Consider the following 17,721-nt stretch of genomic DNA (forward strand, 5'->3'; position numbering starts at 1 on the left):
GGCGTTCAGGAGCCCTTGCGCTTCTTGCGCTTGACGGCGACGCTGCCCCACAGCGAGAGCCCGGTGATCCGGACGCACGGCGCCCCAGGTGAACCGTTGCCGTCGATGTGGTGGTCGAAGCTGCCCATCACCGCCCGGCCTTGGACGTCGAGATTGACCTCCGGCGGGACGAGGATGGTCTGTCCGCCCATCACCGAATAGGCCCGGATCTCGACCTCGTGGGCGGTGAAGTCCGCATAGCGCAGGTCGACCACACCGCCACCCCACAGCGCGAAGGTGGTCAGCTTCTTCGGGACGTTCCACCGGCCGCGGCGCTCGAAGCCGCTCAAGATCGCCAGCAGCACGCTCGACGGGGCCGGCCGGCACGGGCCGCCCCGGCCACGGGTCACCGCGCCGGGCAGATCGGCAGACAACCGGTCCAGCTCGTCGTATGTTTCCGCGGCGTACGCCCTGGTCAGGCGCTGCTCGTACTCGGTGACGCCGAGCTTGCCCGACGCCGCGGCATCCGTCAGCAGCTGCGCCACCTGAATCCGATCGGTGTCAGCGGCACGCATCGCCCCGTTCCTCGCGGAGGGCGTGTTCATCGCGACCTTCTCTTCATCGACGGTTCCTCGCCCGAGAGCATCTCGCTGTACAGCCATACATCGGCTACGAGCCTACGACGAACACCGATACATGCAAGGGCGTTCACCAAACTGTAAGCGCTCAGACCGCCCAGGTAGGGGAGCGCTTCTCGAGGAACGCCAGCATCCCCTCCCGCGCTTCGGCCGAGCCGAACAGTGCGGCCGACTCCCGCGTCAATTTCTCTGCCAGCCGGTCGAAGTCGGCCAGGATGGACGCGGTGGTCAGCGCCTTGGACGCGGCGAGCCCCTGCGGCGATCCTCGTCGCACCTCCGAGACCACCTGAGCGACGGTCCCTGCGACGTCATCGGCGGCGACGGTGATGAGTCCGATCTCGGCGGCGACGCCGGCGCCGAACTTCTCGCCGGTGAGGAAGTAGCGTGCGGCCGCCCGCGCCGTCAGTTTCGGCAGCAGGGTCAGCGAGATGATCGACGGCGCCACGCCGATGCGCGCCTCGGTGAGCGCGAACGTGCTGGCGGGACCGGCCACCGCGATATCGCATGCGCCGACCAGGCCCAGACCGCCCGCGCGCACGTGCCCGTCCACCGCGGCGATCACCGGCAGTGGGGACTCGAGGATGCGGCGCAGCAGCCGGGTCATCTCCGCGGCTCGGGCCACGGCCGTCTCGGCAACGTCAGCGCCCGCGGACTCCGCGAGGTCGGCGCCCGCGCAGAACGTCGATCCGGTGTGCCCGAGCACCACCACCCGCACCGACGGGTCGTGCGCGGCGCGGGTGAAGCCGTCGTGCAGCTGCTCGACCAACGCGGTCGACAGCGCATTGCGGTTGTGCGGCGAGTCCAGCGTCAGCCGCGCCGCGGGACCGTCGACCTCATAGGTGACCAGCGCGCCCATCAGTAGGACCGGGGGAGGCCGAGCGAGGTCTGGGCCACGAAGTTCAGGATCATCTCCCGGCTGACCGGCGCGATGCGGGCCAGTCGCGACGCGGTGAGCACCGACGCGATGCCGTACTCCTTGGTCAGACCGTTGCCGCCGAGTGACTGCACGGCCTGATCGACCGCGCGGACCGACGCCTCGCCCGCGGCGTACTTGGCCATGTTGGCGGCTTCGGCCGCTCCGGCGTCGTCGCCGCTGTCGTACAGCGCCGCGGCCTTCTGCATCATCAGCTTGGCCAGCTCGATCTCGATATGGTTCTGCGCCAACGGGTGTGACAGGCCCTGGTGCGCGCCGATCGGTGTCTTCCACACCTGCCGGGTCTTGACGTAGTCGACGGCCTTGCCGATCGCGAAGCGACCCATCCCGACGGCGCTGGCCGCCCCCATGATGCGCTCCGGGTTCAGCCCGGCGAACAGCTGCGCGATCGCGGCGTCCTCAGACCCGACCAGCGCGTCGGCGGGCAGGCGGACCTCGTCGAGGAACAGCTGGAACTGGAACTCCGGGCTGAGGATCTCCATCTCGATCTTGGTGTAGCTCAGCCCCGGTGTGTCGGTCGGCACGATGAACAGCGCAGGCTTGAGGTTGCCCGTCCTGTGGTCTGCGGTGCGGCCCACGACCAGCACCGCCTGGGCCTGGTCGACGCCGGAGATGTAGACCTTCTGGCCGGACAGGATCCAGTCGCTGCCGTCGCGGCGGGCGGTCGTGGTGATCTTGTGGGAGTTGGAGCCGGCATCGGGCTCGGTGATCGCGAACGCCATGGTGACCGACCCGTCGGCGATACCGGGCAGCCACCGCTGCTTCTGCTCCTCGGTGCCGAACTTGGCGATGATGGTGCCGTTGATCGCTGGGGAGACCACCATCATCAGCAGCGCCGACCCGGCGGCGGCCATCTCCTCCATCACCAGGCTCAGCTCGTACATTCCGGCACCGCCGCCGCCGTACTTCTCGGGCAGGTTCACCCCGATGAAGCCGAGTTTTCCTGCTTCGGACCACAATTCGTCGGTGTGCTGCCCGGCCCGGGCCTTCTCCAGGTAGTAGTCCTGCCCGTAGTTGGCGGCCATCGCGGCCACCGCGTGCCGCAACGCCTGCTGTTCCTCGGTTTCGATGAATCCGCTCATGCGGTGTCTCCTTTACGGTGATTCGACGCGGGCCAGTACCGCGCCGAGTTCGACCTGCTGGCCCGGTTCGACGTTGATCTCGGCCAGCACCCCGTCGGCCGGTGCGCTGATGGTGTGCTCCATCTTCATCGCCTCCAGCCAGACCAGCGGTTGCCCGGTGCTGACCCGGTCCCCGACCCCGGCCCCGACCCGCAGCACCGAACCGGGCATCGGCGCCAGCAGCGAGCCGTGAGCCAGCGCGTCAGCGGGGTCGCCGTAGCGGGGCAGGGCGCTCAGAGCGACGGCGCCACCCGGGGAGTCGACGAAGACGTCGGCGCCGTACCGGGCGACGTCGAACGGCCGGTCCACGCCGCCGACGGTGAGAACCACGCGTTGCGGGGTCGCGGCGGCGGCGACGATGTCGTCGCGACCCGTGATCTGCACGCCGTCTCGGGTGTGCCGGTACTGCACCTCGTGGACCACGTCGTCGGCGTCGCGGTAGCGCTTGACCTGGTGACCGGAGGGCAGGTTGCGCCAGCCGCTGGGCAGCGCCGCCAGAACCGTTGCCGTGCTGCGGTTGTACGCGGCGTCGGCCAGCGCAGCGGCGATCACCGACAGCGCGACGGTGTCGGCGTCGGCGGCGGGCGCGGCCAGTTCGGCCAGACCGTGACGGTCCAGAAACGCGGTGTCGGTCGCCCCCTCGGTGAAAGCGGAGTGGCGCAGCACGTTGACCAGCAGGTCGCGGTTGGTGCGGACACCGTGGACACGGGCGCGGATCAGCGCGTCGGCCAGCACCATCGACGCCTGTGCGCGGGTCGGCGCCACCGAGATCACCTTCGCGATCATCGGGTCGTAGAACACCGAGATCTGCGAACCGTCGGACACCCCGGAGTCCAACCGAACCCCGAGGCGGTCGACCGGCCCGAACTCGCTGACGACGTGCGGGACCGTCAACCGGTGCACCGGCCCGGGCTGGGGCTGCCAGTCCCGCGCCGGGTCCTCGGCGTAGAGCCGGGCCTCGATCGAGTGCCCGCGCATCGGCGGCGGCGCGGCCTCGAGCCGCGCACCGTCGGCGACGGCGAACTGCAACTCGACCAGATCGAGGCCCGTGGTCAGTTCGGTCACCGGATGTTCCACCTGCAGGCGGGTGTTCATCTCCAGGAAGTAGAACGACCCGTCCTCGGCGGCCATGAACTCCACGGTGCCCGCACCGGTGTAGTCGATGGCGGTGGCGGCCAGCCGGGCGGCGTCGAAGAGCCGGTCGCGCATGCCGGGATGGCGTTGCACGAGCGGAGAGGGCGCCTCCTCGATGATCTTCTGATGGCGGCGCTGGATGGAGCACTCACGCTCCCCGACGGCCCACACCGTGCCGTGCCGGTCAGCCAGTATCTGTACTTCGACGTGGTGGCCGGTTTCGAGGTAGCGCTCACAGAACACGGTCGGATCTCCGAACGCGGCCTGGGCTTCCCGACTGGCGGCCGCCACCTGTGCGGGCAGGTCGGCAAGGTCGCGCACCACCCGCATCCCCCGGCCGCCGCCGCCGGCGGAGGCCTTCACCAGCACCGGCAACATGTCCGGGGTCACGGTGTCGGGATCCAACTGCTCGAGCACCGGCACCCCGGCGCCGGCCATCAGCTTCTTGGCCTCGATCTTCGATCCCATCGCCGCCACCGCGGCCACCGGCGGGCCCACCCAGGTCAGCCCCGCTTCCTGCACCGCGGCTGCGAAATCCGGGTTTTCCGATAGGAATCCGTAGCCGGGGTGGACGGCATCGGCGCCCGCCGCGTGGGCGGCCGCGATCAGCTGACCCATGTCGAGGTAACCGCGGGTGCCGTCCAGCCGTACCCGGGCGTCGGCTTCGGCGACATGCGGGGAGTCCGCGTCGGGGTCGGTGTAGACCGCCACGGTGCCGATGCCGAGTCGCCGGCAGGTGGCGAACACGCGGCGAGCGATCTCCCCACGGTTGGCGACGAGCACCTTCGCGATCATCGCGACCTCCGTGTGATTTCGGCGTGTTTTCCTACGCTCAGCGGCGAAAAGCACGCCGAAATCGCAGGCATGGGGGCGCTCACATCCGGAAGACGCCGAAGTTCGACGTCCCCTCGATCGGACCGTTGGCGATGGCGGACAAGCACAACCCCAGCACGGTGCGGGTGTCCCGCGGGTCGATCACGCCGTCGTCGTAGAGCCGTCCGGACAGAAACATGGGCAGTGACTCCGCATCGATCTGCGCCTCCACCGCAGCGCGCAGCGCCGCATCGGCGGCCTCGTCCACCTGCTGCCCGCGGGCCTCGGCCGCCGCGCGACTGACGATCGACAGCACACCGGCCAGTTGAGGTCCGCCCATCACCGCGGACTTGGCGCTCGGCCAAGCGAACAAAAACCTCGGGTCGTAGGCGCGTCCGCACATGCCGTAGTGGCCCGCCCCATAGGACGCGCCGATCAGCAGGCTGATGTGCGGCACCGTCGAGTTGGACACGGCGTTGATCATCATCGCGCCGTGCTTGATCATTCCGCCTGCCTCATAGTCCCGGCCCACCATGTAGCCGGTCGTGTTGTGCAGGAACAACAGTGGCGTATCGGAGCGGTTGGCCAGCTGGATGAACTGGGTGGCCTTCTGTGACTCCTGGCTGAACAGCACGCCGCGGGCGTTGGCCAGGATGCCCAGCGGGTAGCCGTGCAACGTCGCCCAGCCGGTGACCAGGGATCCGCCGTAGAGCGGCTTGAACTCGTCGAACTCCGATCCGTCCACGATGCGGGCGATCACCTCCCGGGGATCGAACGGGATGCGCAGGTCGGCGGGCACGATGCCGACCAACTCGTTCTCGTCGAACTTCGGCGGACTGGCCGGTTTCGGGGCGGGCCCGAGCTTGCGCCAGTTCAGCCGGGCCACGATACGACGGCCGATGCGCAGCGCGTCGAGTTCGTCGACGGCGAAGTAGTCGGCCAGGCCCGAGGTACGGGCGTGCATCTCGGCCCCGCCCAGCGATTCGTCGTCGGATTCCTCGCCGGTGGCCATCTTCACCAGGGGTGGTCCTGCCAGGAACACCTTCGAGCGTTCCCGAATCATCACGACGTGGTCGGACATGCCCGGGATGTAGGCGCCCCCGGCGGTGGAGTTGCCGAACACGATGGCCACAGTGGGGATCCCGGCCGCCGACAGTCGGGTGAGGTCGCGGAACATCTGCCCGCCGGGGATGAAGATCTCCTTCTGCGTGGGCAGATCAGCACCGCCCGACTCCACCAGCGAGATCACCGGCAGCCGGTTCTGCAGCGCGATCTGGTTGGCCCGCAGGATCTTCCGCAACGTCCACGGGTTGCTGGTGCCACCCTTGACGGTCGGATCGTTGGAAACCAGCAGGCACTCCACCCCGCTGACCACGCCGATGCCGGTCACCACGCTGGCTCCGACGGTGAAGTCGGTGCCCCACGCGGCGAGCGGGCTGAGCTCCAAGAACGGTGAGTCGGGATCGACCAGTGCCTCGATGCGTTCGCGTGCGGTCATCTTGCCGCGATCGTGATGGCGCGCCACGTATTTGGCGCCGCCGCCCGCCAGCGCCTTGAGGTGCTCGGCGTCGAGCTCGGCGAGCTTGGCCACCATCGAGTCGGCCGCCTCGCGGTATGCGGTCGAACGAACGTCGAGTGTCGAAGTCAGAGCTGCTGCGCTTCTCGCTGACGTCATGACTGGTATCCCAGGGTCTTGGCGGCCAGTGAGGTGAGGATCTCGGTGGTACCTCCACCGATGCCCAGGATGCGCATGTCGCGGTACTGGCGTTCGACTTCGGTGCCGGTCATGTAGCCCATGCCGCCGAACAGCTGCACCGCCTGGTCGGCCACCCACTCGCCGGCCGCCACCGCAGTGTTCTTGGCGAAGCACACCTCGGTGATGAGGTCCGTCTCACCGGCGAGTTGACGCTCTACCACGTGATGGGTGTAGACGCGGGCGACGTCGATGCGGCGCGCCATCTCGGCGAGGGTGTTCTGCACCGCCTGGCGGGAGATCAGCGGCCTGCCGAAGGTCTCGCGGTCCCGGCACCACTGCACGGTCAGGTCAAGACAACGTTGCGCGGCCGAATAGGCCTGCGCGGCAAGGCCGACACGCTCGCTGACGAACGCCGCGGCGATCTGCAGGAAGCCGCTGTTCTCGGGACCGACCAGGTTGGCGGCCGGTACCCGGACGTCGGTGTAGGACAGTTCGGCGGTGTCGGAGCTGCGCCACCCCATCTTGTCGAGTTTTCTGGTCACCTCGAAACCGGCGCTGTCCTTGTCGACGACCAGAAGAGACACACCCGCAGCACCGGGGCCGCCGGTGCGCACCGCGGTGACGACGTAGTCGGCGCGCACGCCGGAGGTGATGTAGGTCTTGGCTCCGTTGACGACATAGTGCCCGCCGTCGAGTTCGGCGCGGGTGCGCAGGTGCCCGACGTCGGAGCCGCCGCCCGGTTCCGTGATCGCCAGCGCGCCGATTTTCTCGCCGCGCAAGGTCGGCCGCACGTAGGTGTCGATCAGGTGCGGGTCCCCCGAGGCGATCATGTGCGGCACGGCGATCCCGCAGGTGAACAGGGAGGCGTAGACCCCTGCCGGGCAGCCACTGCGGTGCATCTCCTCGCAGATCACCACGGCGTCGGCGCCGTCACCGCCTTCTCCGCCGACCGCGTCGGCGAAGCCGGCTCCGAGCAGGCCCGCGTCCGCGGCCTTGAGGTGCAGGTCCCGGGGCAGCTCACCGTCGCGTTCCCACTCGTCGGAGTAGGGCAGGACCTCGCGTTCGGCGAAGGCGTGCACAGTCTTTCGAAGCTCGTCCCGCTCGGGGGTGGTCCAGATGCTCACGGCAGTAGTTCCTCCGGAATGTCGATGTGCCGGCTGCGCAACCACTCGCCCAGCCCCTTGGCCTGCGGATCGAATCGAGCCTGATAGGCCACGCCGGCGCCCAGGATGTCGTCGATGACGAAGTTCACCGCGCGCAGGTTGGGCAGCAGGTGGCGGGTCACCGGCAGGTCCGCGGTCTCGGGCAGCAACTGGCGCAGGGTGTCGGTCGTCAGGGATTCGGCCAGCCAGCACCATTGGTCCTCGGTGCGGACCCAGACCCCGACGTTGGCACTGCCGCCCTTGTCGCCGCTGCGGGCTCCCGCGATGGTGCCCAGCGGAACCCGCCGGGTCGCGCCCCACGCTCGTGGTCCGGGCGCTGCCGGCGCGGGCACCGGTTCCAGCACCGCGGTGACCGGCGTCGCAGCGACCTCGACGCGGGTCCCCTCGGGCCCCACCGCGACATGGTCCACCTCTTCGGCCGGCACGTGGGCGGCGGTGAACACGCCGTAGACCTGACCGTCCCCGGGCGGTGCCGTCGTGGTGAAACCCGGATAACTGGCCAGCGCGAGTTCGACTGCGGCCGAGGAGAACTGCCGGCCGACGACGGCCGGGTCGGGATCACGGGCCACGCAACGCAACAAGGCACTGGCGGTCTGCTCGGTGTCGGCGTCCGGATGATCGGTCCGGGCCAGCGTCCACTGCAGCTCCGCGGGGTGGGCGCGCAGGCTCGACTCCACCTGCCGGCGCACCAGCGCGGCCTTGGCGTCGATGTCCAGACCCGTCAGGACGAACGTCATCTCGTTACGGAACCCGCCGAGGCTGTTGAGTGACACCTTCAGGGTAGGCGGGGGCGGTTCGCCGCGGACACCGCGCATGCGTACTCGATCGGGTCCGTAGGGCGCCACCTCGACGGTGTCGATCCGCAGGGTCGCGTCAGGATTGGCGTAGCGGGCGCCGCCGACCTCGTAGAGCAACTGGGCGGTGACGGTGTCGACGGTGACGGCACCGCCGGTGCCCGCATGCTTGGTGATCACCGACGAGCCGTCCTCGCTGATCTCGGCGATCGGGAAGCCGGGGTGCAGCAGATCGACGATCTCGGTGAAGAACGCGTAGTTCCCGCCCGTCGCCTGGGTTCCGCACTCGATCACATGGCCCGCCGCGACGGCACCGGCGATCCGATCGTGGTCGGTGCGCTGCCAGCCGAAGTGAGCGGCGGCCGGAGCGACGACCACCGACGCGTCAGTGACCCGGCCGGTCACCACGACGTCGGCGCCGGCGGTCAGGCATTCCACGATGCCCCACGCGCCGAGGTACGCGTTGGCGGTCAGCGGCGTGCCCAGACCCAAGTCGGCGGCACGGGGGAGGAGGTCGTCTCCCTCGACATGGGCGACCGCGACGGTCAGGCCCAGCCGGTCGGCCAGCGCGCGGATCGCGTCGGCCAGCCCCGCCGGGTTGAGACCGCCCGCGTTGGCCACGATGCGCACCCCGCGCTCAATGGCCAGCCCCAGGCACTCCTCCAGCTGCCGCAGGAAGGTCTTGGCGTAGCCGCGCTCCGGATTCTTCATCCGGTCGCGTCCCAGGATCAGCATGGTCAGCTCGGCAAGGTAGTCGCCGGTCAAGAAGTCCAGGTCACCGCCGGTGAGCATCTCCGACATCGCCGCGAGTCGGTCACCGTAGAACCCCGAGCAATTGCCGATGCGGACCGGGGCACGCCGGATGTCGCGGCTGTCCGTCACGCACTCTCCCGTCTGAAGGCTCACCCAACCAGTCGGTAGGTTAGTGGGTACCGTCGGTATCGAGTGGCGCTTTGGCCAGATCGCCGCACCGCCGGCAGCGGCCAGACAGTCGGCGCCGGCCGACGCGGGACCGGAGTTTGGAGCCCGCCGCCCGCAGCGGCTATCCTGGTCAGCAATTGCCGGCGCCCGGTAGTCCAGGCTCACGGGCAGTGCCCCTGCCGGATACCCCCGAACGATGGAGAGCTCGATCATGGCTGTGCCCAAGCGCAGGATGTCGCGCGCGAACACCCGTAGCCGGCGCGCGCAGTGGAAAGCCACCCGGACCAACCTCGTCGGCGTCACCGTCGCAGGTCAGCAGCGCAAGGTGCCGCGGCGCCTGCTCAAGGCCGCGCGCCTGGGTCTGATCGACCTCGACCGGCGCTGATTTCCCGAAAGGCGCGTACGCCAGCGGCGCGCCTCTCAGGTCACTCTCAGTCGCGGGGTCGACACTGTGCCAGTGCGCATACTTGTCGTTGACGATGACCGCGCGGTACGCGAATCCCTCCGGCGCTCGCTGGCTTTCAACGGGTACTCGGTCGAACTGGCTCAGGACGGCCGCGAAGCCCTCGACATGATCGCCAGCAACCGGCCCGACGCCGTCGTCCTGGATGTGATGATGCCGCGGCTGGACGGTTTGGAAGTGTGTCGACAGCTTCGCAGCACCGGTGACGATCTGCCCATTCTGGTGCTGACCGCACGTGACTCGGTGTCCGAGCGCGTGGCCGGCCTCGACGCCGGCGCCGACGACTATCTCCCGAAGCCGTTCGCGCTGGAGGAGCTGCTGGCCCGGATGCGCGCGTTGTTGCGACGCACCACGCCCGAAGACATCTCGACCGAGTCGGCGGCGATGACCTTCTCCGACCTGTCGCTGGACCCCGTCACCCGTGAGGTCACCCGAGGTGACCGGCAGATCAGCCTGACCCGCACCGAGTTCGCTCTGCTGGAGATGCTCATCGCCAACCCGCGACGCGTGCTGACCCGTAGCCGCATCCTCGAGGAGGTGTGGGGCTTCGACTTCCCGACCTCGGGCAACGCATTGGAGGTCTACGTCGGTTACCTGCGGCGCAAGACCGAGGCCGAGGGAGAGCCGCGGTTGATCCACACCGTGCGCGGGGTGGGCTACGTATTGCGCGAGACGCCGCCCTGATGAGTTACGGCAACGCCGGGCCCTGGCCGCCCCGGCTGCGCCCACCGCCCCCCACCAGCTCGCTGTCGGTGCGCTGGCGGGTGATGCTGCTCGCGATGTCGATGGTCGTGATGGTCGTCCTGCCGATGTTCGTCGCGGTGTACGCGGTCGTATCCCGGGCGCTCTACGACGACATCGACACACAGTTGCGCACCCGCGCGCAGCTGCTGGTCGAGAGCGGATCGCTGTCGGTGGATCCGGCCAAGGCCATCGAGGGCACCGCGTTCTCGGACATCAACGCGATCTACTACGTGCCCGGCCGGGTGAAGTACACCTATCAGCAGCCGGGTCAGACGCTGCCGATCGGCGGTCCGGAGCGGGACGTCATGGAGGGCAAGCTGCTGATGTCGCTGCGTAGCGTCAGCCGTCAGCGGGTCCTCGCGCTGCACATCCAGGGCACGGGCAGTTCCTTGCTGCTGTCCAAGAGCCTCGAACCCACCCGGGTCATCCTGCAGCGGCTGGGCAGCGTGCTGCTGATCATCGGCAGTGTGGGCGTGGCGGTCGCGGCGATCGCCGGCGGCATGGTCGCGCGTGCGGCGCTGCGGCCGGTCGCGCGGCTGACCGAAGCGGCCGAACGCGTGGCGCGGACCAGCGACCTGCGTCCGATCCAAGTGTTCGGCAGTGACGAGCTGGCGCGGATGACCGAGACGTTCAACATGATGCTCGGGGCGCTGGCCGAATCAAGGGACCGGCAGTCGAGGCTGGTGGCCGACGCCGGTCACGAATTGCGCACGCCGCTGACGTCGCTGCGCACCAACGTCGAATTGCTGATGGCGTCACAGAAGCCGGGCGCACCGCGGCTGCCCGAACAGGAGATGGCCGAACTGCAGGCAGACGTGATCGCCCAGATCGAGGAACTGTCCACGCTCGTCGGCGATCTGGTGGACCTCACCCGCGCCGACGCCGGTGGCGTCATCCACGAAACCGTGGAGATGGGCGACGTCATCGAACGTTCGTTGGAGCGAGTCCGACGACGGCGCAACGACATCGACTTCGACGTCGCGGTCACCCCCTGGCAGGTCTACGGTGACGCGGCCGGTTTGGCGCGGGCGGTCTTGAATCTGCTCGACAACGCTGCCAAATGGAGTCCCCCCGGGGGGCGGGTGGACGTGCGGCTGACCCAGGTGGATCCGCTGCGCGCGGAACTCGTGGTTTCCGATCAGGGCCCCGGAATCCCCCCGCAAGAGCGCCACCTGGTCTTCGAGCGTTTCTACCGATCCACCGCCGCACGGGCGATGCCAGGCTCCGGACTGGGCCTGGCGATCGTCAAACAGGTCGTTGTCCGGCACGGCGGCGCCCTCTACGTCACCGACACCGTGCCCGGAGGTCAACCGCCGGGCACGTCGATGCATGTGCTGTTTCCTGGCCGTCCGTCCGGATACGCGGTGGACTCCGACTCCGAGTCCGACGTATCCCGCGACACGCGGTAGGCCGATCTCAGCGGTGAACCTCGACACCAGCGACGATGGTGAGGTCCGGTTGAGCGAGTTTCCCGAAGCAGTTCTAAGGGGATTCTCAGTCCCGCTGGGCACGCTGGAGCAGCAATGATCGTTAGACCAAGCGACACCACACTTCGCAGGGAGAGAGCGCCGCAGCAAATGACCAACCACCCGAGGTATTCACCGAACCCGCATCAGGGGCAGCAGCCCGGTATGCCCGGGAGTCACGGTGACCCACAACGGTCCGGCGGCTACCAGCAGCAGGGCAGCGTCGGGGGTTACGACTGGCGGTACGCGACGGAGCAACAGCGCCAAGCATTTCGGGCGTCCTACGACCCGTACCGTGGCGCGCCCATGCCGGCTGCGCCGGGTCAGTACCCGTCGCCCGGTATGCCCGGCGGTGTGGCTGCACCGCCCCGAAAGCGTTCGCGCGTAGGAGCATTGACGGTGGGTGCGACGGTGCTCGCGCTGCTGTCAGCGAGTGTCGGGGGCGGTGTGGCGATGTTGGTGCACCCCGATCACAACGGGGGCGGCGGCATCAGTGCTCTCGGCGCGGCGCCGAGCCGGCCTGCAGCCTCCGTGCCCGCCGGGGCGGTCGAACAGGTTGCCCTGAAGGTGGTGCCCAGCGTGGTCAAGCTGGAGGTGAACCAGGGCCGCTCTACCGAGGAAGGCTCGGGGGTGATCCTTTCCGCCGACGGGCTGATTCTCACCAACAATCACGTGGTCGCTGCGGCCGCCGACGCCGCAGCGCGGTCGGCCACCAAGGTCACCTTCCACGACGGCAGCACCGCGGAGTTCACCGTCGTCGGCACCGACCCCGGCAGCGACATCGCCGTGGTGCGGGCACGCAACGTGTCCGGGTTGACGCCCATCACCGTGGGTTCCTCGGCCGATCTGCGGGTGGGCCAGGAGGTCGTCGCGATCGGGTCGCCCCTCGGCCTGGACGGCACCGTCACCACCGGCATCATCAGCGCCTTGAACCGTCCGGTCGCCGCCGGCGGTGATGCACGCAACCAGAACACGGTGCTCGACGCGATCCAGACCGACGCGGCCATCAACCCCGGGAACTCGGGTGGCGCGCTGGTCAACATGAACGGTGAACTGGTCGGCATCAACTCAGCGATCGCCACGCTCGGTGCGAGCGCCGGCGGTCCGCAGGGCGGATCGATCGGTCTGGGTTTCGCAATCCCGGTGGACCAGGCCAAACGCATCGCCGACGAGCTGATCCAGACCGGCACCGCGTCGCGGGCGTCGCTCGGTGTGCAGGTCGGCAACGACGCGGAGATCGACGGCGCCAGGATCGTCGAGGTCACCGGGGACGGCGCGGCCGCCGCAGCCGGGCTGCCCAACAACGTCGTGGTGACCAAGTTCGACGGGCGCGTCATCGGCAGCGCCGACGCGCTGGTGGCGGCGGTTCGTTCCAAGGCCCCCGGGGACAAGGTCACGTTGACCTACCTGGAGTCCGGCGGCCGCGAACAGACCATCGAGGTCACCCTCGGCAGGGCCGCCCAGTGACGTCGACGAGCGAGCGTCCTCTCGTCAGTGTCCGTCTGACTTCAGAGGCGTCGACCCCGACATATACGGTTGAGCTCATGGAACAGCCGCATGCGTTGGTGGGCCGCGCTCTGGTCGTGGTCGTCGATGACCGGGCCGCTCACGGGGACGAAGCAGACCACAGCGGCCCGCTGGTCACCGAGTTGCTCGGGGAGGCGGGGTTCGTCGTCGACGGCGTCGTCGTGGTCTCCTCCGACGAGGTCGAGATTCGTAACGCCCTCAACACGGCGGTCATCGGCGGTGTCGATCTCGTGGTGTCGGTCGGTGGCACCGGTGTGACCCCGCGCGACGTGACGCCCGAGGCGACCCGCGACCTGCTCGATCGCGAGTTGCTCGGTATCGCCGAGGCGCTGCGGGCGTCGGGTCTGTCGGCCGGTATCACCGACGCGGGCGTCTCCCGCGGGCTGGCCGGCGTCTCCGGTAGCACCCTGGTGGTGAACCTGGCGGGATCGCGCGCCGCGGTCCGCGATGGGATGGCCACCCTCGGTCCGCTGGCGACCCAGGTGATCGGACAGCTCTCGAGCCTGGAGATCTGACCTCCGACGGCTGGAGCGAAACCGCACCTGACCTGCATGGTTAAATTCAGGTGAACAATTAGTTCGATCATCTCGTGATCTTGATCACAGGGCAGGGGCCGATGAGCGAGCATTCGAAGCCGTCCAAGGCAGCGCTCGACAAGATCTTCGGCGCCCCGTTGCCGGACACCACAGCCGACGAGCGCGAACCTTCGTCGGCGGACGACGCGACCTCCCACGAGCGCTGGCTGCGCGACAACATTCCCCCGCACCACGACTGACCTGTGCCTTCGCGCATCGCTTCACTTGCGACTCAGCTGTAACGGACCTCACACTGTTTACGAACAACTGACTGCGGGGTCCGAAATCAGCGACGGTTCCTCCCATCAATCCCCGCCGTCGCGCTGAAGGGGGTCGACAGTCACGAAGATTCATCCGTGGGCGATCGGCACCCTGTGTGCTGCCTAACACCACCCAGCGCTCGCGTTGCCGGTCCGATGCCCCACCGTTATGTTCCTCGTGTCGAGACGATGAGTGATTCGTAAGACCCGGATGTGAAGTTCCTCATTCACTTCACATCCGAATCTCGCGAAGTGTGTGGTGTAGGTATGCCAGGCACGGACAACCGCCGGTGCCCCAATCCCGGGGACACCTCGAGTCGCTAGGGAGAAGATGAAAGCAATCAGTCGGGTGCTGGTCGCGATGGTGGCGTCCATCGCGGCGTTGTTCGTGAGCACTGGCACTTCGCATGCAGGTTTGGACAACGAGTTGAGCCTGGTCGACGGTCAGGGTCGGACGTTGACCATTCAGCAGTGGGACACCTTCCTCAACGGGGTGTTCCCGCTGGACCGCAACCGGTTGACCCGTGAGTGGTTCCACTCGGGCAAGGCCACCTACATCGTGGCCGGTGAGGGTGCCGACGATTTCGAGGGCACGCTGGAGCTGGGTTACCAGGTGGGCTTCCCGTGGTCGCTGGGTGTGGGCATCAACTTCAGCTACACCACCCCCAACATCGCTTTCGACGGATTCGAGAGCGTCGGGTTCTTCGATCCGGTGTTCGGTAACGAGTTCTCCGGCATCGTGACCCCGCCGCTGTTCCCGGGTGTGTCGATCAGCGCGGATCTGGGCAACGGCCCGGGTATCCAGGAGGTCGCGACGTTCTCGGTGGATGTCGAGGGCCCGGGTGGCTCGGTGGCGGTGTCCAACGCGCACGGCACGGTGACCGGTGCGGCCGGTGGTGTGCTGCTGCGTCCGTTCGCCCGGCTGGTCTCGTCGACCGGTGACAGCGTCACCACCTACGGCGAGCCCTGGAACATGAACTGACCTAGTCAGAGTCGCCGGCCCCCGGGGAAACCCGGGGGCCGGCGCATCACAACTGAATACGCTGACTCTCTCAGCGCGAGTGGGCTGCGATTCTTAGGGTCGCATTGCCTGTCCGGGTGGGGCCCCGATATGTTGCTCGTGTTCACAGAGTCGTCGGCGAAGTGATGCAAGCCAGGCACGAACATCAGCGGTGGCCCGAGCGGGACGCCGGTAACGAAGCTAGGGAGATAATGAAAACCATCAGTCGGGTATTGATCGCAATGGTTGCATCGATCGCGGCGTTGTTCGTGAGCACTGGCACATCTCATGCAGGTCTGGACAACGAGTTGAGCCTGGTCGACGGCCAGGGTCGGACGTTGACCATTCAGCAGTGGGACACCTTCCTCAACGGGGTGTTCCCGCTGGACCGCAACCGGTTGACCCGTGAGTGGTTCCACTCGGGCAAGGCCACCTACATCGTGGCCGGTGAGGGTGCCGACGATTTCGAGGGCACGCTGGAGCTGGGTTACCAGGTGGGCTTCCCGTGGTCGCTGGGTGTGGGCATCAACTTCAGCTACACCACCCCCAACATCGCCTTCGACGGCCTGCAGGGTGTCGGGTTCTTCGATCCGGTGTTCGGTAACGAGTTCTCCGGCATCGTGACCCCGCCGCTGTTCCCGGGTGTGTCGATCAGCGCGGATCTGGGCAACGGCCCGGGTATCCAGGAGGTCGCGACGTTCTCGGTGGATGTCGAGGGTCCGGGTGGCTCGGTGGCGGTGTCCAACGCGCACGGCACGGTGACCGGTGCGGCCGGTGGTGTGCTGCTGCGTCCGTTCGCCCGGCTGGTCTCGTCGACCGGTGACAGCGTCACCACCTACGGCGAGCCCTGGAACATGAACTGACCTAGCTTCCTAGACGACCATCGGCCCCCGGCTTCCGCCGGGGGCCGATGTCGTGTGGGCGACCGGCTACTTCGTCTCGGGTGGGGTGCCGTGCCGGCCGGCGCTGGCACCGTCGGCGTCGGCCTTGAGCAGATCGCGGATCTCGGTCAGGAGGGTCAACTCCGTCTCGGTGCTCTCCACCTTCTTGTCTCGTTCCTTAAGCTTCTTGAACGGCACGACGATGATGAAGTAGATGACGGCCGCCACGATCAAGAAGTTGATCGCCGCCGACAGCACCGCGTTCAAGTCGACGAATTGCTCGCCGCCCAGCGGAATCCGCAGGACCCCGTATTCGGCGTCCGGGCCGGCGCCGATCCGGTCGATCAGAGGCTGTATGACGTTCTCGGTGAACGCGGTGACCAGACCGGTGAACGCGGCACCGATGACCACCGCGACGGCCAAATCGATGACGTTTCCGCGGGAGATGAACTCCTTGAAGCCTTTGAGCATTGCCGCGTCCTTTCGGAGGGTGAAGCGGTATGTGGGTGTCCGTTGGGTGAATCAAACGTTAACCGCCGGCGTCGCAAATGTTGCGTGACCTGTGAATTGCCTTTCGAATCAAGTACAGAACGCTGCGGCGGGCGGCTGCTGCCAGTCTTCCTGAATACGATCGAAGCGAAGACATAAGACTGAAATGCGCGTTGAGAATGGATGGTTCGACCAGATGGAAAAGCAGATCGCGAAGTCAACGCTCTTGCGTGGGGCACGCAGGATGACATTGGCTGCGGGAGCGGTCTGCGTGGTCGCGATGTCGTGGACGGGCGTGGCCAGCGCCGATGACCACGACCTGAAGGCTGACCCCAGCACGCCGGTGGCGGGTCCGGTGGCCGAGAAGGGCATCCGCAAGAGAGCCGTTCAAGGTGAGGTACGCAAGAACGGAGACCAGGGAGAGGTTCGAGCGTCATTGAAAGCGGTGCCGAAAATCAGGGCAAAGGCGTTCGGCAATCTCGGTGACAATCATTATCGATGTCGCGAGCATTGGGACGATTTCTGCTGACGAGATCTGAGTCGCATGGGGCCACGCTTCGTTCTCCGGACTGGTGAGGTGTTAGGTATCTCCTAGTCAGACGCCGTGCAGGGTGTCGGTTGTGCTGATAATCTTCGATCAGCTTCACCCCCCCACCAGCTCGCTGGACTCAACCGTCACAGAAAGAAGCAGGCGCATGGCCGTTGATGCCCGCACCGTCACTCGCAAAGCGAGATTCGGTGTTCTCGGAGTGGGCGCGCTCGCGCTCACCGCAGCCGCTCTGACCTTCGGTGCCGGCACCGCAGGTGCCGACCCGAACGATCCGGCGCATCAAGAATTCTCGCCCGACGGGCAGGTCCGGTCCTCGCAGGCGGCCAGCGTCTCAGGCAGCGAACCGTGCGTCACCTCGACTGGTACGGCCGGCACCTCCGACGTGCGGGTCACCGACGTGAGCACGCCGAAGCAGACCGCATCGGAAGCCGGCCCGGAATGGGTCGGCTCGGACGGCTGGCAGGCCTCGGGCCTGACGCGCTCGAACCCGTGGGGCGGCGCCTTCGACCCGCGCAACGTGGGGACCGGGCCGCAATGCTCGCCGGTGACGGCCAGCGGCTTCTGACCGACACT

General features: G+C 67.8%; 18 protein-coding genes. 10 read left to right on the forward strand and 8 right to left on the reverse strand.

Annotation, left to right across the window (positions count from 1 at the left end; genetic code table 11):
- Positions 1–5: 5 nt before the first annotated feature.
- From G6N31_RS26200 to G6N31_RS26230, 7 genes are all read right to left on the reverse strand, one after another.
- Complete coding sequence (locus G6N31_RS26200) at positions 6–584, reverse strand: DUF1707 domain-containing protein (protein WP_098005989.1); 579 nt, start codon at positions 582–584, stop codon at positions 6–8.
- Positions 585–705: 121 nt separating this feature from the next.
- Complete coding sequence (locus tag G6N31_RS26205) at positions 706–1,473, reverse strand: enoyl-CoA hydratase family protein (protein ID WP_098005991.1); 768 nt, start codon at positions 1,471–1,473, stop codon at positions 706–708.
- Entirely contained in the window at positions 1,473–2,633 is a 1,161-nt protein-coding gene (locus tag G6N31_RS26210) for an acyl-CoA dehydrogenase family protein (RefSeq protein WP_098005993.1), read from the reverse strand. Before G6N31_RS26210 ends, G6N31_RS26205 begins: the two co-directional genes overlap by 1 nt.
- A gap of 12 nt (positions 2,634–2,645) precedes the next feature.
- A complete protein-coding gene (locus G6N31_RS26215) occupies positions 2,646–4,601 on the reverse strand; it encodes an acetyl/propionyl/methylcrotonyl-CoA carboxylase subunit alpha (RefSeq protein WP_098005995.1) in 1,956 nt (651 codons plus the stop codon).
- A gap of 79 nt (positions 4,602–4,680) precedes the next feature.
- The gene (locus G6N31_RS26220; RefSeq protein ID WP_098005998.1) at positions 4,681–6,294 is read right to left on the reverse strand and encodes an acyl-CoA carboxylase subunit beta; all 1,614 of its coding nucleotides are present in this window, start codon (positions 6,292–6,294) and stop codon (positions 4,681–4,683) included.
- On the reverse strand, positions 6,291–7,439 hold the full coding sequence (locus tag G6N31_RS26225) for an acyl-CoA dehydrogenase family protein (protein WP_098006001.1): 1,149 nt from the start codon (positions 7,437–7,439) through the stop codon (positions 6,291–6,293). The genes G6N31_RS26220 and G6N31_RS26225 overlap by 4 nt, the downstream gene beginning before the upstream one ends.
- The gene (locus G6N31_RS26230) at positions 7,436–9,073 is read right to left on the reverse strand and encodes an acyclic terpene utilization AtuA family protein (RefSeq protein ID WP_098006015.1); all 1,638 of its coding nucleotides are present in this window, start codon (positions 9,071–9,073) and stop codon (positions 7,436–7,438) included. The genes G6N31_RS26225 and G6N31_RS26230 overlap by 4 nt, the downstream gene beginning before the upstream one ends.
- 331 nt (positions 9,074–9,404) lie before the next feature.
- Between G6N31_RS26230 and rpmF the strand changes: the two genes are divergently transcribed.
- The 8 genes from rpmF (at position 9,405) to mspA (G6N31_RS26265) (ending at position 16,091) form a co-directional block, all read left to right on the forward strand.
- Positions 9,405–9,578 carry a 50S ribosomal protein L32 gene (gene rpmF / locus G6N31_RS26235; protein ID WP_098006017.1) on the forward strand — a complete coding sequence of 58 codons (174 nt, stop codon included), beginning with the start codon at positions 9,405–9,407 and terminating at the stop codon, positions 9,576–9,578.
- Positions 9,579–9,650: 72 nt separating this feature from the next.
- Complete coding sequence (locus G6N31_RS26240) at positions 9,651–10,340, forward strand: response regulator transcription factor (RefSeq protein WP_098006003.1); 690 nt, start codon at positions 9,651–9,653, stop codon at positions 10,338–10,340.
- On the forward strand, positions 10,340–11,809 hold the full coding sequence (locus tag G6N31_RS26245) for a sensor histidine kinase (RefSeq protein ID WP_098006005.1): 1,470 nt from the start codon (positions 10,340–10,342) through the stop codon (positions 11,807–11,809). The genes G6N31_RS26240 and G6N31_RS26245 overlap by 1 nt, the downstream gene beginning before the upstream one ends.
- A 168-nt stretch (positions 11,810–11,977) precedes the next feature.
- Positions 11,978–13,333, forward strand: coding sequence for a S1C family serine protease (locus G6N31_RS26250; RefSeq protein WP_098006007.1), 1,356 nt, complete (start codon positions 11,978–11,980; stop codon positions 13,331–13,333).
- A gap of 77 nt (positions 13,334–13,410) precedes the next feature.
- Positions 13,411–13,908 carry a MogA/MoaB family molybdenum cofactor biosynthesis protein gene (locus tag G6N31_RS26255; protein ID WP_098006009.1) on the forward strand — a complete coding sequence of 166 codons (498 nt, stop codon included), beginning with the start codon at positions 13,411–13,413 and terminating at the stop codon, positions 13,906–13,908.
- Positions 13,909–14,009: 101 nt separating this feature from the next.
- Positions 14,010–14,168, forward strand: coding sequence for a hypothetical protein (locus tag G6N31_RS27105; RefSeq protein WP_098006011.1), 159 nt, complete (start codon positions 14,010–14,012; stop codon positions 14,166–14,168).
- 391 nt (positions 14,169–14,559) lie between these two features.
- Entirely contained in the window at positions 14,560–15,210 is a 651-nt protein-coding gene (gene mspA, locus G6N31_RS26260; RefSeq protein ID WP_163722396.1) for a porin MspA, read from the forward strand.
- Between the two features lie 230 nt (positions 15,211–15,440).
- Positions 15,441–16,091 carry a porin MspA gene (mspA, locus tag G6N31_RS26265; protein WP_098002705.1) on the forward strand — a complete coding sequence of 217 codons (651 nt, stop codon included), beginning with the start codon at positions 15,441–15,443 and terminating at the stop codon, positions 16,089–16,091.
- Between the two features lie 66 nt (positions 16,092–16,157).
- Here mspA (G6N31_RS26265) and mscL read toward each other — a convergent pair whose 3' ends face one another.
- Positions 16,158–16,580 carry a large-conductance mechanosensitive channel protein MscL gene (gene mscL / locus G6N31_RS26270; protein ID WP_098002706.1) on the reverse strand — a complete coding sequence of 141 codons (423 nt, stop codon included), beginning with the start codon at positions 16,578–16,580 and terminating at the stop codon, positions 16,158–16,160.
- 214 nt (positions 16,581–16,794) lie between these two features.
- Between mscL and G6N31_RS26275 the strand changes: the two genes are divergently transcribed.
- Both G6N31_RS26275 and G6N31_RS26280 read left to right on the forward strand, forming a co-directional pair.
- Positions 16,795–17,127 (forward strand): hypothetical protein, encoded by a 333-nt coding sequence (locus tag G6N31_RS26275; protein WP_133117667.1) that lies wholly within the window; start codon positions 16,795–16,797, stop codon positions 17,125–17,127.
- 166 nt (positions 17,128–17,293) lie between these two features.
- Positions 17,294–17,713: a hypothetical protein gene (locus tag G6N31_RS26280; RefSeq protein ID WP_133117668.1), complete on the forward strand. Its 420-nt coding sequence runs from the start codon at positions 17,294–17,296 to the stop codon at positions 17,711–17,713.
- Positions 17,714–17,721: the final 8 nt, after the last annotated feature.

It is taken from the genome of Mycolicibacterium duvalii (genome assembly GCF_010726645.1).
Taxonomy (GTDB): domain Bacteria; phylum Actinomycetota; class Actinomycetes; order Mycobacteriales; family Mycobacteriaceae; genus Mycobacterium; species Mycobacterium duvalii.

Excerpts from the sequence above, each read along its gene's own strand:
- G6N31_RS26200 (WP_098005989.1), bottom strand. The coding sequence starts at position 584 with ATGAACACGCCCTCCGCGAGGAACGGGGCGATGCGTGCCGCTGACACC.
- G6N31_RS26205 (WP_098005991.1), bottom strand. The coding sequence starts at position 1,473 with ATGGGCGCGCTGGTCACCTATGAGGTCGACGGTCCCGCGGCGCGGCTG.
- G6N31_RS26210 (WP_098005993.1), bottom strand. The coding sequence starts at position 2,633 with ATGAGCGGATTCATCGAAACCGAGGAACAGCAGGCGTTGCGGCACGCG.
- G6N31_RS26215 (WP_098005995.1), bottom strand. The coding sequence starts at position 4,601 with ATGATCGCGAAGGTGCTCGTCGCCAACCGTGGGGAGATCGCTCGCCGC.
- G6N31_RS26220 (WP_098005998.1), bottom strand. The coding sequence starts at position 6,294 with ATGACGTCAGCGAGAAGCGCAGCAGCTCTGACTTCGACACTCGACGTT.
- G6N31_RS26230 (WP_098006015.1), bottom strand. The coding sequence starts at position 9,073 with ATGTCGGAGATGCTCACCGGCGGTGACCTGGACTTCTTGACCGGCGAC.
- rpmF (WP_098006017.1), top strand. The coding sequence starts at position 9,405 with ATGGCTGTGCCCAAGCGCAGGATGTCGCGCGCGAACACCCGTAGCCGG.
- G6N31_RS26245 (WP_098006005.1), top strand. The coding sequence starts at position 10,340 with ATGAGTTACGGCAACGCCGGGCCCTGGCCGCCCCGGCTGCGCCCACCG.
- G6N31_RS26250 (WP_098006007.1), top strand. The coding sequence starts at position 11,978 with ATGACCAACCACCCGAGGTATTCACCGAACCCGCATCAGGGGCAGCAG.
- G6N31_RS26255 (WP_098006009.1), top strand. The coding sequence starts at position 13,411 with ATGGAACAGCCGCATGCGTTGGTGGGCCGCGCTCTGGTCGTGGTCGTC.
- G6N31_RS27105 (WP_098006011.1), top strand. The coding sequence starts at position 14,010 with ATGAGCGAGCATTCGAAGCCGTCCAAGGCAGCGCTCGACAAGATCTTC.
- mspA (WP_163722396.1), top strand. The coding sequence starts at position 14,560 with ATGAAAGCAATCAGTCGGGTGCTGGTCGCGATGGTGGCGTCCATCGCG.
- mspA (WP_098002705.1), top strand. The coding sequence starts at position 15,441 with ATGAAAACCATCAGTCGGGTATTGATCGCAATGGTTGCATCGATCGCG.
- mscL (WP_098002706.1), bottom strand. The coding sequence starts at position 16,580 with ATGCTCAAAGGCTTCAAGGAGTTCATCTCCCGCGGAAACGTCATCGAT.
- G6N31_RS26275 (WP_133117667.1), top strand. The coding sequence starts at position 16,795 with ATGGAAAAGCAGATCGCGAAGTCAACGCTCTTGCGTGGGGCACGCAGG.
- G6N31_RS26280 (WP_133117668.1), top strand. The coding sequence starts at position 17,294 with ATGGCCGTTGATGCCCGCACCGTCACTCGCAAAGCGAGATTCGGTGTT.